Below are 14,600 nucleotides of genomic sequence, written 5' to 3'. Positions count from 1 at the left end.
TTATAACAAACAAAAAGCACAAACTTAGGTCTGTGCTTTTTAATTTATAATTTAGAACCTTGACAAGGCTCTTTAAATTTGTGCTTTTCTTTTTTATTTCAAGACATCAAATTCGATTGTGCTTCCGCTGGAAACTTTGATTTCAGCTTTTTCGTAATCATCCTTTGTTGCCTTGTACGGATTTTCCAGAAACTTCTGAGGATTGATTGCCATCAGCGGAAACCAAGTGCTCTGAACCTGAATCTGTATTTTGTGTCCTTTTTTGAACGTGTGGAAAACGTCCTGCAATTTTACATCTACGCTTGCGCCTTTGTTCGGAATCAGTGCTTCTGGTTTTTCAAAACTGTTGCGAAATCTTGCTGGCATTATTTCACTTCTCACCATTTGGTGGTAATTGGCGTAGACAACATTTGGTTTATCAGCGTTGGACTTTTCATCGGCAGGATAGACGTCAATTAATTTTACAATAAAATCAGCGTCAGTGGACGAAGTTGTAACTTTTAGTTTGGTTAAAATTTCTCCGGCTAATGTCACATCATTTTCCAAAACTTCGGTTGTGTAACTTAGGACATCCGATCTGTAGCCTGCAAAACGCTGGTCTTCGCTCATATAATTTTTCGGCGTGAAGCCATTCATATCCTTGTAATTCTCGCTGCTCAAAACCGGTTTGTTGGGATCAGAAACATAAGATGCAAAGGTTTTCGGATTTTCGCCTGTTGCAGAAAGAATTCCTGAACTGTTCAAATGGAAGCTCTGTTTTGCTGATTGTTTGGGCGGCCAGTTTTCAAACTGTTTCCATTCTTTTTTTCCGGTGTCAAACATATAAGCTTCGGGAAGTTTTGCTGCCGTTTTGGAATCTTCTTTTAAATAATGATGGAAGAAAGGCTGCTCTATATTTTTCTGATAATAAGTCGCAATGCTGTCCCCAAAATAGATGTCATTATGATAATGTTTGCCAGAGTCGTAATTCCAGCCACCGTGATAAAATGGTCCCATCACAATGGTGTTTTTCGCTTTCGGGCTAGACTTTTCTATGGTTTTGTAGATTTCCAAAGGTCCTCGCAAATCTTCAGAATCGAACCAGCCGCCAACAGTCATCACAGCGTGGTTGATGTTTTTAAGATGGGGAAGGAGATTTCTCTTTTGCCAGTATTTATCGTAGTTTGGATGATCCATGATTTCCTGCATAAAGAAATTATCTTTGTAATATTTGTCAACGCCATCTTTTAGTGTACCCATATTTTTATAGAAAAGATAGCCGTCCTCAGAAGTTGGCTTGATCATTTTGTCTGCAAACCAGGATTCTTTTTCAGGTTTCGTTTTATTAACACCAAAAACCGGGAAAGTTTTAAAGTAACCCATCAGAAATACGCCATTGTGATGGAAATCGTCATACCAAAAGTCAGAGATTGGCGCTTGTGGAGAAGAAGCCACCAAAGCCGGATGATTGGCTAAAGTTCCAACTGCGGTATAAAATCCAGGGTATGAAGTTCCGTACTGACCAACTTTTCCGTTGTTGTTCTGGATATTTTTTACCAGCCAGTCTACGGTGTCGTAAGTATCTGTACTTTCGTCCACATCTTTTTTGGTTTTATGATCCACTTGTGGTGTCATATTTGTGAAAGTGCCTTCGCTCATATATCTGCCGCGAACATCCTGGAATACGAAGATGTATTTTTCTTTCTCAATGAATTTATTAGGACTCAGTTTTTTTCTGAAATTGGTTTCTCCGTAAGGGGAAATGCCGTAGCAGGTTCGGTTCATAATCACCGGATATTTGTTGCTTTTCGAAATATCTTTTGGGGTGTAAATGATAGTGAACAGTTTTGTTCCGTCACGCATCGGAATATAAACTTCTTTTTTAGTGTAGTTTTCTTCGACGGAAGCAGTTTGTGAAAATCCGAAATTGAAAGCCAGAATAAATAAAAACAGAACGAATCTTTTCATTGAATTAAATATTTTGAATAAAGATAGAGTATGAAGATGATAATCGGAAATAGTTTCGAAGTTTTTTAAAGATTGATGTTATTTATTTGGAGAAAAATACCTGATATTTTCAGGACATAAATTTATTAAACAAAGCAGCAGAGCTGCGAACTGTTAGTAGAAAAAATCCTATTACAGAATTAAAGCTCCGCAGGAGCGACCTGTAGAAAACATACGCCTTTTGATATCCTATTTTTTTCGAAACTTATTTTCAATTTAATTGTGTCTTCATCGTGGGCCATATTGTTTTTTTTGATAAGGGGTTTCAAAAAAATGGTTTTTAAAAAGGTTAATTCACAAAAAAACCTGACTCGAATAGAATCAGGTTTGTATTTTGTTTTTGGAATTGAAATTTACAATCCGAATATTTTTGCAAACAAATCAGGCACAATTCCCATTGAAACCAAAGCCAAAAAGATGACTACAGAAACAATATTGTATGTAATCGTTGCTCTTTCTTTTGTGTTGAAATGATCTTCTTTGTAGAAGAACATCGCAATGATTAATCGTAAATAATAAGCAATACTTAATGCAGATCCCAGAACTGCAATCAGAATCAGGAACTCGTAATGTCCGCCAATTGCCTGGTTGAAAATTCCTAATTTCCCGATAAAACCAGCGGTTAAAGGAATCCCTGCCATTGATAGCATAGAAACTGTGGAAACGACTGCCAAAACAGGCTCTCTCTTTCCAAGTCCGTTGAATGCCGCGAATGACGTTTCTTTTTTGATTTTCTCTACCCAAAGTAAACTGATGAAAACACCAACTGTTGCTAATGAATAAGCGAACAAATAATATCCTAAAATGTATGTAGAGAAATTATTGATTCCGAAGAATATCAAAGCGATGTAACCTGCGTGGGAAACGGAAGAGTAGGCGAGCATTCTTTTCGCATTGGTCTGAACCAATCCCATCACGTTGGCAAGTAACAAAGTCAAGATGATGAAAACACCTAAAACGTTAATCCAATCTCCGGCAATGCCGTTAAATGCAATTGTCATTAATTTAAATAATGCGAAGAATCCTGAGATCTTAACCACTGACGCCATGAAAGCGGTGATCAAAGAAGGCGAACCTTGATAAACATCCGGACTCCACATATGGAAAGGTGCCAATGAAACTTTGAAAGCCAATGCACAAAGCATTAAAATAGCTCCCATGATCAGCATTAAATTCTTTGGATTGTTGATGGCAAAATCGTGAATCGTGTAAAGGTCAAAACTTCCTGCGCTTCCGTAAACCAAAGCAACTCCGAATAGTAAGAAACCTGTTGCAAATGCTCCCAAAAGGAAATATTTCATAGAAGCTTCTGTTGATCTAAGGTCTGTTTTATCTGCTCCAGCCATTACGTACAATGGAATTGATAAGATTTCGATTCCTAAGAATAAGGTTACGAGGTTTTGGAAACCGAATAATACGACGCCGCCACAAAGAGCGAACAACATCAAAGCATATAATTCTGACTGATGACTTCTGTGATTGCTGAATGCAAATCCGCCCAAAAAGAACAACAGCATAGTGACAACCACTGAAATTTTTGTGAACAAAGCGGCATTGTTTCCGTATTCGTACATCGATTTGTACTGGTCGAAAAACTCGCATTCTGGAAGGAAACTGACATATAAACCAACGATCAATCCTGCAATTCCGATATATCTTGCGTATTTGCCTTTCTCGAAAACACCCGAGAATAATACAAGAACAGCCGTAAGGAATAAAATTATTAAAACACTCATTTCTTTTATTTGTTTCGCCGGAACTCGGAAAGCCGATGTCCGTTTTGAATTTTATTATTAATTTAAATTAATACCTCAAAGAAGATATTATTAATTGATCATTGATGAATAGATGAAACTCACTGAGCTTGTCACCATTTCTATAACCGGTTGAGGATAAACCCCCAAAACAATGACGAACACTGATAAACTTGCCAAAACTGTGAATTCTACATTGCTTACATCTTTCGTAGTTGCCAAAACTGAATCGTCACCTTTTCCAAACATTGCTTTTCCGTAGAATCTCAACATATAAGCGGCACAAAGAATGATTGTCAATCCAGCCATTACAGCCATTATGTGATTGTAAGTGTAAACTGATTTTAACAAGATAAATTCTCCGATGAATCCGTTTGTTAATGGAACTCCGGTTGCACCAAGTAAGATGATCATAAACAAGATCGCAAACTTTGGAGCGACTTTCGCCAAACCTCCCATTTTTCTGATATCTCTTGTTTTGAATCTTTTATAAAGAATATCTGCACAATAGAACAATCCTACAACGTTGATTCCGTGAGCAAAACTCTGAATCATGGCACCTTGTCCGCCTTCGAAAGTCAAACCTGATCTCATTGTCACAACTGCTGAGGCAAAAATACCTGCGACAATCAATCCAACGTGGGAAAGAGATGAGAAAGCAATCAATCGTTTGCTGTCTGTGGAGATCATTGCGATCAATGCACCGTAGATAATTCCGATTACTGAAAGGATGATTACGATTTCTCCCGAAATTCCGCCGATTGCTAGTGGAGTGATTGGTAACAAATATCTTAAAACACCGTAAACTGCCATCTTCAGCATAATTCCAGACAACAACATCGATCCCTGAGTAGGAGAGTAGGTATATGTGTCAGGCTGCCAAGTATGGAAAGGGAAAACTGGCAACTTCACTGCAAATGCGAAGAAGATAAACCAGAATATTACATTTTGTTCATTGATATTAAGGTCAGCATTGTAAAGATCTGTCAAAGCGAAAGACGCCGCGTGGTTGTAAACATAGATCAAACCTATCAACATAAACAACGATCCTACGAATGTATAAACAAAGAATTTTGTTGTGAATTTGACTCTTTTATCTTCTTGTCCCCAGATTCCGGCAATTAACCAGATTGGAATCAAAGTAACTTCCCAGAAGATGTAGAAAAGTAATCCGTCCAAAGAAGTGAAAACACCCAACAATCCGAATTGCATTAATAGAATTAAAGCATAAAAAGAATTTGGATAGCCTTTCGCTTCGTTATAAGAAGACAAAACGATTAATGGAACCAAGATGTTCGTCAATAAAACCATCAGCATACTCATTCCATCGATCCCAAAATTCAAACTACTTTTGATATAGCTTGACCAGGGATAAGTGATCTCGTATTGCAATGGCGCATCAACAGTTGGATTGAAATCGAAACTTCCCAACATGTAAAATGCTAAAAACATCTGTGCAAGGGCAAAAGCCAATGCGATATATTTGCTGGAAGCATTTTTCCAGAAAAAGAGTAAACCCGAACCTACAAGAGGTAACAGTAATAATGTTAATAGTAAATAAGACATTATCTATTTATTTCAATAAAAAGTTAACAATTAATACGATACCTACAGCCAACGACATAATCAGCACATAGTTTTCTACATTTCCGTTCTGAAGGCGTTTTGCTGCTCTTCCAGAATCTGCTGCTCCAAGTCCTATGAAATTCACGATAGGATCCAGAACTGCTTTGTCAAACATCGCTGCTGCTTTACCAGCTTCCTCGAAAGGTCTTACGATGCAGGCGTTGTAGATTTCATCAACGAATAATTTCTTAGCTGATAGTTTTTCCCATCCTGTATATTGATCTTCCGGAAGTGCTCTTTTTTGTTTTTTAACGTAAGTGTTTTTAACAAAGAACCAAACGGTAAAGAACATTAATATTGTTGCTCCAAGAAGAATCATTTCTGTATTGAAACTTACGCCGGAAAGTGTATTTTCCATCTGTTTGAAACTTTCTTCCGTTAAGACAGGTTTTAGCCATTCCATTAATTTAGCATAATTTCCGTGACCAATGAAGTGAGGAAGATTGATAAAACCTCCAACTACTGAAAGGACAGCCAAAACAATTAATGGCAAAGTCATATTTGCAGGACTCTCGTGCAAGTGGTGCTTTTGATCTTCTGTCCCTCTGAACTCGCCGTGGAAAGTCAAATAGTACAATCTGAACATATAAGTTGCTGTGATAGCTGCTAAAACGAATAACATTACCCAATAGATTGGATTTTTAGCGTAAGCTGCTACCAAAATTTCGTCTTTTGAAATCATCCCTGATAATAGTGGGAATCCTGAGATTGCCAAAGTTCCGATCAGGAAAGTAATATGAGTAATTGGAATGTATTTTTTCAGTCCGCCCATAAAACGCATATCCTGCTCGTTGCTCATTGCGTGGATCACAGAACCTGCTCCCAAGAATAACAAAGCTTTGAAGAAAGCGTGCGTCATTACGTGGAACATTGCTGTGGAATAAGCGCCCAAACCTAAAGCGATGAACATAAATCCAAGTTGAGAAACTGTAGAATATGCCAATACTTTTTTGATATCGTTTTGACGAAGTGCGTAGAAACCTGCCAATGCTGCAGTCAGGAATCCAATTAATAAAATGCCGTCCTGAACTGTTGGTGCAAGGACAAATAAGAAATTAGATCGTACAACCAAATAGACACCAGCCGTAACCATTGTTGCTGCGTGGATCAAAGCAGAAACCGGTGTCGGTCCAGCCATTGCATCCGGCAACCAAGTGTATAACGGAACCTGAGCAGATTTACCTGTTGCTCCGATGAATAAACAAGCTGTGATAAAGATGATCGGTGTTCCGTCCAATTCAAAGCTTGATGCGTTTTGAGCTACAGAAAGATAATCGATAGCGTTAACGTGTGCTGCAATTGCGAAAATTCCGATCAACAATCCAAGGTCACCAATACGGTTCATAATGAAAGCTTTTCTTGCTGCTTTTCCATATTCTTCGTTCGTGTACCAGAATCCGATTAATAAATAAGAACAAAGTCCAACACCTTCCCAACCGATGAACAAGATCAGATAATTGCTTCCTAAAACCAAAAGCAACATCGAGAAAATGAAGAGATTAAGGTAGGTGAAGAATTTGTAAAATCCTTTGTCGTGGCTCATGTAACCAATCGAGTAGAGGTGAATCAATGAACCAATACCTGTGATGATCATTACCATCATTAATGATAACTGATCAATCTGAAATCCGAAGTTAACCTGAATTCCATTCACTCTAAACCATTCGAAAGCTTTGATGACAACAGGCGCGCTGTCATCATTAAAACTAAAAAATATACTTGTCGTGATAACAAACGAAGCGAAAACTACCAATGTTGCCAGACTACCAACCACTATTTTAGGAAGATTCTTCCCGAAAAGTCCGTTGATGATGAATCCAACTAAAGGTAAAAGTATAATCGCGTAAACTAAATTTTCCATTCCTTTTATTATCCTCTTAATTTATTAAAAATACTCACGTCCACAGATTTGGTATTTCTGTACATCATTGCGATGATTGCCAATCCTACAGCTACTTCCGCTGCGGCAACCACCATTATGAAGAATACCAAAAGCTGACCGTTGCCATCGCCACTGTAAGCTGAAAATGCTGCCAGTAAAAGATTTACGGAATTAAGCATCAATTCTACACATCCTAATATCACGATGGCATTTTTACGAAGCAAAACTCCCAAAACACCAAGACAAAACAGAAGTGTGCACAGAATAATGAAATATTCCAAAGGCACTTGCTGTATAAATGTATTTACGTCTCCTCCCATAATCTTATAAATCTTTTTTACCGATTAGAACAGCACCTACGATCCCTGCTAAAATCAGGATAGAAGCCAGTTCAAATGGCAATACATATTCGTTAAACAATAATCTTCCCAGATTTTTCGTCAATCCGACAGAATAATCGATGCTGCCTTCTGCTACTGTTTTTCCGCTAAGTCCTTTGTAAGCACCCAACATCCCAACAAACAAAATACAAACTGAGAAAATTCCGATGAATTTCGGAAGGTTGTCTTTTTTACTTTCGTCCTCTTTATTAAGGTTCAACATCATTAAGATATAAAGAAATAAAACCATAATGGCTCCTGTGTAAACGATAATCTGAACGATACCTAAAAACTGAGCATTAAGAAGAATGTACATTCCCGCGATGGAGAACATCGTCACAATAAGTGAAAGAATTGCGTACATTGGATTTTTTGCAAATACAAAGTAAACTGCACTTGCGATGGCTAGAAACGCTACGATAAAAAATAAAATCTGATCCATTATTTTACTGCATTTTTTTGTTTCTCAGACTGTCTTTCTGTGATGTCAACCCTTGCATTAATTTTCTCAACCAGTTTATCTTTTCCGTAGATAAAAGAATTTCTGTTTTGTTCCACATCCACCAATCTGTCAGTTAAGTAGATTGCAGATTTAGGACAAGCCTCTTCACACATACCGCAGAAGATGCATCTTAACATATTGATCTCGTAGATCTCAGCATATTTCTCTTCTCTGTAAAGGTGTTTTTCTTCCTTGGTTCTCTCGCCGGCTGTCATTGTGATCGCTTCTGCAGGACAAGCCACGGCACAAAGTCCACAAGCCGTACATCTTTCTCTGCCTTCCTCGTCTCTTTTCAAAACGTGCTGGCCTCTCCAGATTTCTGCTCTCGGTTTTTGAACCTCAGGATACGAATATACGTTTGGAGCGCGTTTTACAACGGTTCTCACAGCGTGTTTAAAAGTGATTCCCATTCCCTTGAAAATCGCCGGAAGGTAGATCTTCTCAGAAAAGGTCATTTCTTTATTCGAAACAACTTTTGATCTGTTAGTAAGTTTCATTTAATTATAGATGTTAGATGTTAGACATTAGATCTTCGACCGTTCTTGTCTTATATCTTTTATTATTATTAATTCTATTTTTGTACAATGAGTAAAATTTGCAACTTAATGTGTCTTTTATTATTCATCATATTTTTGAAGAATATTTAGAACATTTTCGTCAGAAAATCTTTCTGTATTGTTAATTATATCAACTAATTCGGGTTTTGATTTAGTAGCCTCAATCAACCTTTTTTTAGGACTTATAAATAGTCCATTAAATGTATATTCTTTTCCATTTGTATCGACCAAATAATCTGAATAAGACACTGAGCCATCATTAGCATTGACCAAAATATCTCTGACCCATTTCGTTTTTTTTCCTTCAAACATTAATTGTCCTAATGTTTTTCCAGAATTTATATAGACTCTTTGCTTTCCTTCAAAGTCAGTAAATTGTAGACTTTTGACATCGGTAGCTTTTATTTTTTCCTTTTTTTTGTCATTGTCATCAAGCAAGTTCAAAACTCTATAAAAGCTCTTCTCATCTATCAAGTTTTTATAAAAAATATTTGTTGATACTTTCATTCTAGAGTTGATTGTATCGTTATTACTTTTTATAATTACCGCATCCACATGCTTCTGAGAAAAACCAAATATAGATATTGTAATGAAAAGTATTGTTAATATTTTATTCATGCGATAGTTCTTAACAAAATTAATTTCCAAATGCCAAAATCACAGCACCTGTTACCATTAGATTTACCAAAGCCAATGGAATCAAAGTTTTCCATCCAAGGTGCATCAATTGGTCATATCTAAATCTTGGAAGTGTCCATCTGATCCACATAAAGATCAATATTCCCACGATTGTTTTTGTTAGGAAAGCCACAATACTTAAAATTCCTGCTGCATTTTCTCCCCAGTTCTGAGTTACCCAATCAATTCCAGGATAATTGTAACCTCCGAAGAAAAGAACTACGATGAATGCATTTGAAATGAACATATTCACATATTCCCCAAACATATACAATCCTAATTTCATTGATGAATACTCTGTAGAATAACCAGTTACCAATTCGGATTCACATTCTGGTAAATCGAAAGGGTGACGGTTGGTCTCCGCCAAAGCTGCAACAAAAAATATTAAGAATGCCAATGGTTGATAAAGAATATTCCAGTTGATACCGGAAATGGCAGGAATGAATCCCCAAATTTTTCCAGTAGCTTGAGTTTCAGAGATCATTTTTAGGTCCAAACTTCCTGTCATCATAATGATAGAAAGAAGCGCCAATCCCATTGCCAACTCGTAAGAGATCATTTGAGAAGAAGCTCTGATGGCGCCAAGCAATGAATATTTGTTATTCGAAGCCCAACCTCCGATCATGATTCCGTAAACACCGATGGAAGCCATTCCGATGATGAACAAAACGCCCACATCGATATTTGCAACTTGAAGATCATAAGAAACGCCTCCAAAATTTAATGTTTTACCCCAAGGAATCACTGCACCAGTGATCAATGAAATAAACATCACCAAAGAAGGTCCTAATATAAAAAGGAATTTCTCAGCGTGTTGTGGCGTAAAATCCTCTTTGAAGAAAAATTTACCACCATCTGCCAACGGTTGCAACAATCCGAAAGGTCCCGATCTGTTTGGTCCGATCCTGTCCTGCATAATAGCGGCCACTTTTCTTTCTGCCCAAGTAGAGTAGGCTGCGATCGTAAGCGCCAGAAGGAATAGGGCAAGTACCAATATGATTTTAAAAGTCAGTAATTCCATATCAATTTATTTGAGTTTTGATTCTTGAGAAATTCTCAAAATCAAATCGTCTCATTATCTAATTTTTCAATTTCTTTTTCGTCTGAAACACCAATTTCTTTGGCTTCAAAATTTTCTAAAACATTGTAGCTGTCTGTTTTTTTCTCATAATGATTAAGTGAGATCACAGAATGTCTGTCGATATGTCTTGGTCCTTCGATGTTCCAAAGTGCAGTATCTTTTTTGTGGAAACGACACTCGTCACAGATCCATTCTTCAACTTCTCCGTATTGGTCTTTTCTAGCCGTTACTCTCACCACTTCATCACCTTTCATCCAAACGACTGCTTTTCCGCTACACTTTGTACAAGAACAAGTTGCGTTGTAAGGTTTTGTGAACCAAACTCTGCTAGTGAATCTCGCCGTTCTGTCTGTCAAAGCTCCAACCGGACAAACATCGATCACGTTTCCGATGAAATCGTTGTCCAAAGCTTTGTTCAACATTGTAGAGATCTCTGCGTGGTCTCCTCTGTAAAGGATTCCGTGCTCTCTTTTCTCTGTCAATTGATTCGCAGCCAATACGCATCTTGCGCAAAGGATGCAACGGTTCATATTCAGTTTGATGTTTGGACCAATGTCATCTGCATCATAGGTATTTCTTTCGAACTCAGTTCTGGTCTCAAGGTTTCCGTGCTCGTAGCCAAGATCCTGAAGATGACATTCTCCCGCCTGATCACAAACTGGGCAATCCAAAGGGTGATTGACCAAAAGGAATTCGGTCACCGCTTTTCTACCTTCTTGTGCTTTTTCAGAACTAAGGTTTTTCACTTCCATTCCGTCCATCACTCCAGTTCTACAGCTTGCAACCAATTTAGGCATTGGTCTCGGGTCTGCTTCGGAACCTTTGGAAACTTCTACCAAACACGTTCTGCATCGGCCTCCGCTGGTTTCCAGTTTGCTATAATAGCACATAGCTGGCGGTACAGATTTTCCTCCGATTTGTCTTGCAGCTTCCAAAATGGAAGTGCCAGGCAAAACTTCAGTCGTTTGTCCGTCTATGGTAACTTTAAATTTTTTGACTTCTTCGCTCATATTTCAAGGTTTTAGATTTTCGGATTTTAGATTAAATCTTTGTCCTAGATCTTTTGTCAATTCTATTTATATTTAAAATATAACTTGATGTGTATTTTAGTTCTTTAATTTTCTATTAAAAACGTATCCGATTCCAAAATTAACTTGGTAGAATACGAAGTCCTGACTCGCTTTATCAGGTTTATTGTTAAGCGTAGTTTTGATATCCGGCATATTGATGTAACCAAATTTTCCTTCTACTCTTGCCATCCAATGATTCCAGAAAACAAGATTGATGTTGGCTCTTGCGTCCAATCCAAATCCAGCCACGTGAAATCTGTCACTTCTTTCATTTCCAAAAAGTTTCACATTGCTTTTTGGAAAAAGAACACCTGCGCCAGCTCCGTAAGCCCAATGGATATCAAAGTTCTTTCTTGATAATATATTTTTATATTTCTCAATTCCTGCGTTCACGTAGTTTAGTCCGTCCGTGTGCTCAAAGGTAAGAAACTCAGCGCTACTTAAATCTACTTGGCCATTCTGAACCATTGCTGCATAAGTCGGGTCTGAGATGTTTCCATTGAACTTTGCCGTTTGATCTTGATCCATCACGTATTTCATATGATCTGTTCCAACGACCAAAGCCAAATCATCTTTGAAAAAATATCCAAATCTGAAATTGAACTGAGGCTTGGAAATCTGTCCTGGATTGATGTAATCCCAAGTCAATTCCGAAGGTCTGTCGTGTGCTTTTACATTTTGAAGCGTAAAATCATAACCATTCCCTTTGAATCTAATATCAGAATCGCTGAATCCCGCTCTGTTCCATCCCCAAAAGCCGAACATTGTTCCTTTAGTGAATGTTGATTTATTAACTGGAAGCAAGTCCACAGAACCACTTTCAATCAAAGAATCTTTTTTTATTTTCTGTCCTACTACAAGATTTAATCCTATGATAGTTACAAAAAATGCATTTAATGTCTTCTTCATTACTCTATTTGGATACCGATATCCATTTTTTAAGAACGCTTCTCTTGTGCTTCGCACTATAAACTCTGATATGCTGGTAAAGCATTATTAATCTGTTTTTTGAAAGTTTGTTCTTTGTGTTTTTTTATTTAGCTACTGCTGGAATCGGGTCTGCATAATTTGCAATTCCATAATTTTGGGTTTGACTGAGCTCAGGGTTGTTCACGTGCCATTCAAACTCATCTCTGAAGTGTCTGATAGCAGCAGCAACCGGCCAGGCAGCAGCATCTCCCAAAGGACAAATTGTGTTTCCTTCGATTTTTCTCTGGATGTCCCAAAGCAAATCGATGTCTGCCATTTTGCCTTCTCCCTTTTCTATTTTTTTCAAGATTTTGTACATCCAACCTGTTCCTTCACGGCAAGGTGTACATTGTCCACAACTCTCGTGGTTGTAGAATCTTGCTAATGTCATAGTATGATTTACCACACACTGGTCTTCGTCCAAAACAATAAATCCACCTGAACCCATCATTGTTCCGGTAGCAAAACCACCATCAGCAAGGGATTCATAATTCATATATCTTGGTTCACCGTTGATGGTTTTCAGTAATAAGTTTGCAGGAACAATTGGAACTGAACTTCCACCAGGAATACAAGCTTTCAGCTTTTTACCATTTGGGATTCCGCCACAATATTCATCAGAATAAATAAATTCTTCGACTGTAATGGTCATATCGATTTCGTAAACGCCTGGTTTGTTGATGTTTCCACAAGCCGAAATTAATTTGGTTCCTGTTGACCTTCCAACGCCGATTTTAGCATATTCAGCGCCAGTGATATCAATGATTGGAACAACTGCCGCAATAGTTTCAACATTGTTCACCACTGTTGGTCTTTCCCAAAGTCCTTTGATAGCTGGGAAAGGTGGTTTCAATCTTGGATTTCCTCTTTTACCTTCCAGAGATTCCAGCAACGCCGTTTCTTCTCCACAAATGTAAGCTCCGGCACCTCTCTGAACATAGATTTCACAATCGAAACCAGTTCCTAAGATGTTTTTTCCAAGAAATCCAGCAGCCTTTGCTTCCTCGATTGCTTCTTCCAAAATATCCGGAATCCAGGAATATTCTCCTCTGATGTAAATGTACGAAACATTGGAACCTAAAGTGTAGGACGAAATCAACATTCCTTCAATCAAAAGATGCGGAAGAAACTCCATCAAATATCTGTCTTTGAAAGTTCCTGGCTCAGACTCATCGGCATTCACGACCAAGTGTCTTGGAACGCCTTCCGGTTTTGCAAGGAAACTCCACTTCATTCCAGTAGGGAAACCAGCGCCACCACGACCACGAAGTCCGGAAGTTTTCACTTCTTCAAGAACTGCATCGGTAGTCATTTTCAGAGCTTTCTCCGCAGCTTCATAACCACCATTTTTACGGTAAGTTTCGAAGTAACGGATTCCCTCAATATGTGCGTTTTTAAGTAAAAGTTTTTTACTCATTATATTTATAAGCTTATAGCAATTGGCTTTTGCACTTCGACAAGCTCAGTGTGACAGCTTTTGCTTAATTATTTATCTAAATTAATTCTTAACCTAAATCGATGGCGCCTTGTCTGCAAAGGTCAATTATTTCATCCACTTTTTCGATGGTCAAATGCTCGTGGTAGAATTTTCCCAACTGCATCATTGGTGCATAGCCGCAAGCGCCAAGACATTCTCCAGGTTTTAAGGTGAAAAGTCCGTCTGCTGTGGTTTCGCCGTCTTTAATATTTAATTTTGTTCTGATGTGGTCGAGAATGTTATCACTTCCATTCAACATACAAGGTCCGGTTCTGCAAACTTCCAAAACATATTTCCCAACCGGCTTCATATTGAACATTGTATAAAAAGTCGCAACTTCATATACTTCAATAGGTGTAATGCTCAATATTTCTGCAACATAATCCATCACTGGAACAGCCAGCCAGCCATCAAATTCTTTCTGTGCAATGTGCAAGACAGGAATTAACGCAGATTTTTGTCTGCCTTCCGGATATCTCGCCATAATTTTATGAACCTGCGCTAAGCTTTCAGGTTTAAAAGCAATTGTTTCGCTCATCTTATTTACTGTATTATTGTACGGTGTACAATGTACTAATGATTTATTTTGATCACTGTAAATTCGTTAATACTTTTTACAATGATACTATTTACAA

The 14,600-nt window shown here is 37.8% G+C and carries 13 protein-coding genes; all 13 read right to left on the bottom strand.

What is annotated here, in order from left to right:
- Positions 1-93: 93 nt before the first annotated feature.
- The 13 genes from LUD75_RS09555 to LUD75_RS09495 all read right to left on the bottom strand — a co-directional run bounded on the left by LUD75_RS09555 (position 94) and on the right by LUD75_RS09495 (position 14,503).
- Complete coding sequence (locus LUD75_RS09555) at positions 94-1,947, bottom strand: CocE/NonD family hydrolase (protein ID WP_232705442.1); 1,854 nt, start codon at positions 1,945-1,947, stop codon at positions 94-96.
- 392 nt (positions 1,948-2,339) lie between these two features.
- A complete protein-coding gene (locus tag LUD75_RS09550; RefSeq protein WP_232705441.1) occupies positions 2,340-3,722 on the bottom strand; it encodes an NADH-quinone oxidoreductase subunit N in 1,383 nt (460 codons plus the stop codon).
- Positions 3,723-3,812: 90 nt separating this feature from the next.
- Positions 3,813-5,306: an NADH-quinone oxidoreductase subunit M gene (locus LUD75_RS09545; RefSeq protein WP_232705440.1), complete on the bottom strand. Its 1,494-nt coding sequence runs from the start codon at positions 5,304-5,306 to the stop codon at positions 3,813-3,815.
- Positions 5,307-5,313: 7 nt separating this feature from the next.
- On the bottom strand, positions 5,314-7,227 hold the full coding sequence (gene nuoL / locus LUD75_RS09540) for an NADH-quinone oxidoreductase subunit L (RefSeq protein ID WP_232705439.1): 1,914 nt from the start codon (positions 7,225-7,227) through the stop codon (positions 5,314-5,316).
- An 8-nt stretch (positions 7,228-7,235) separates the two neighbouring features.
- Complete coding sequence (gene nuoK, locus LUD75_RS09535; RefSeq protein ID WP_063969013.1) at positions 7,236-7,568, bottom strand: NADH-quinone oxidoreductase subunit NuoK; 333 nt, start codon at positions 7,566-7,568, stop codon at positions 7,236-7,238.
- Positions 7,569-7,572: 4 nt separating this feature from the next.
- Entirely contained in the window at positions 7,573-8,070 is a 498-nt protein-coding gene (locus LUD75_RS09530; protein WP_232705438.1) for an NADH-quinone oxidoreductase subunit J, read from the bottom strand.
- Positions 8,070-8,627, bottom strand: a complete 558-nt coding sequence (locus LUD75_RS09525) for an NADH-quinone oxidoreductase subunit I (protein ID WP_232705437.1) — start codon at positions 8,625-8,627, stop codon at positions 8,070-8,072. Before LUD75_RS09525 ends, LUD75_RS09530 begins: the two co-directional genes overlap by 1 nt.
- 120 nt (positions 8,628-8,747) lie before the next feature.
- A complete protein-coding gene (locus LUD75_RS09520; RefSeq protein WP_232705436.1) occupies positions 8,748-9,305 on the bottom strand; it encodes a hypothetical protein in 558 nt (185 codons plus the stop codon).
- 19 nt (positions 9,306-9,324) lie between these two features.
- A complete protein-coding gene (nuoH, locus tag LUD75_RS09515) occupies positions 9,325-10,389 on the bottom strand; it encodes an NADH-quinone oxidoreductase subunit NuoH (protein WP_232705435.1) in 1,065 nt (354 codons plus the stop codon).
- A gap of 41 nt (positions 10,390-10,430) precedes the next feature.
- Entirely contained in the window at positions 10,431-11,459 is a 1,029-nt protein-coding gene (locus LUD75_RS09510) for a 2Fe-2S iron-sulfur cluster-binding protein (RefSeq protein WP_034967037.1), read from the bottom strand.
- A gap of 96 nt (positions 11,460-11,555) precedes the next feature.
- Positions 11,556-12,284, bottom strand: a complete 729-nt coding sequence (locus LUD75_RS09505; RefSeq protein ID WP_076768792.1) for a hypothetical protein — start codon at positions 12,282-12,284, stop codon at positions 11,556-11,558.
- A gap of 268 nt (positions 12,285-12,552) precedes the next feature.
- Positions 12,553-13,905: an NADH-quinone oxidoreductase subunit NuoF gene (gene nuoF / locus LUD75_RS09500; RefSeq protein ID WP_232705434.1), complete on the bottom strand. Its 1,353-nt coding sequence runs from the start codon at positions 13,903-13,905 to the stop codon at positions 12,553-12,555.
- Between the two features lie 88 nt (positions 13,906-13,993).
- Entirely contained in the window at positions 13,994-14,503 is a 510-nt protein-coding gene (locus tag LUD75_RS09495; RefSeq protein WP_232705433.1) for an NAD(P)H-dependent oxidoreductase subunit E, read from the bottom strand.
- Positions 14,504-14,600 lie beyond the last annotated feature (97 nt).

Origin of the sequence: Epilithonimonas sp. JDS (genome assembly GCF_021261315.1) — a bacterium.
GTDB lineage: Bacteria > Bacteroidota > Bacteroidia > Flavobacteriales > Weeksellaceae > Epilithonimonas.
Note: the sequence above shows the minus strand (reverse complement) of the source record. Positions and strands in the feature narration are given on the sequence as shown.

What these genes read in the sequence shown, in the direction of transcription:
- LUD75_RS09505 (WP_076768792.1), bottom strand. Translation starts at nt 12,284, where the DNA reads ATGTTCGGCTTTTGGGGATGGAACAGAGCGGGATTCAGCGATTCTGAT.
- LUD75_RS09550 (WP_232705441.1), bottom strand. Translation starts at nt 3,722, where the DNA reads ATGAGTGTTTTAATAATTTTATTCCTTACGGCTGTTCTTGTATTATTC.
- LUD75_RS09545 (WP_232705440.1), bottom strand. Translation starts at nt 5,306, where the DNA reads ATGTCTTATTTACTATTAACATTATTACTGTTACCTCTTGTAGGTTCG.
- LUD75_RS09520 (WP_232705436.1), bottom strand. Translation starts at nt 9,305, where the DNA reads ATGAATAAAATATTAACAATACTTTTCATTACAATATCTATATTTGGT.
- LUD75_RS09495 (WP_232705433.1), bottom strand. Translation starts at nt 14,503, where the DNA reads ATGAGCGAAACAATTGCTTTTAAACCTGAAAGCTTAGCGCAGGTTCAT.
- LUD75_RS09555 (WP_232705442.1), bottom strand. Translation starts at nt 1,947, where the DNA reads ATGAAAAGATTCGTTCTGTTTTTATTTATTCTGGCTTTCAATTTCGGA.
- LUD75_RS09530 (WP_232705438.1), bottom strand. Translation starts at nt 8,070, where the DNA reads ATGGATCAGATTTTATTTTTTATCGTAGCGTTTCTAGCCATCGCAAGT.
- LUD75_RS09510 (WP_034967037.1), bottom strand. Translation starts at nt 11,459, where the DNA reads ATGAGCGAAGAAGTCAAAAAATTTAAAGTTACCATAGACGGACAAACG.
- LUD75_RS09525 (WP_232705437.1), bottom strand. Translation starts at nt 8,627, where the DNA reads ATGAAACTTACTAACAGATCAAAAGTTGTTTCGAATAAAGAAATGACC.
- nuoK (WP_063969013.1), bottom strand. Translation starts at nt 7,568, where the DNA reads ATGGGAGGAGACGTAAATACATTTATACAGCAAGTGCCTTTGGAATAT.
- nuoL (WP_232705439.1), bottom strand. Translation starts at nt 7,227, where the DNA reads ATGGAAAATTTAGTTTACGCGATTATACTTTTACCTTTAGTTGGATTC.
- nuoF (WP_232705434.1), bottom strand. Translation starts at nt 13,905, where the DNA reads ATGAGTAAAAAACTTTTACTTAAAAACGCACATATTGAGGGAATCCGT.
- nuoH (WP_232705435.1), bottom strand. Translation starts at nt 10,389, where the DNA reads ATGGAATTACTGACTTTTAAAATCATATTGGTACTTGCCCTATTCCTT.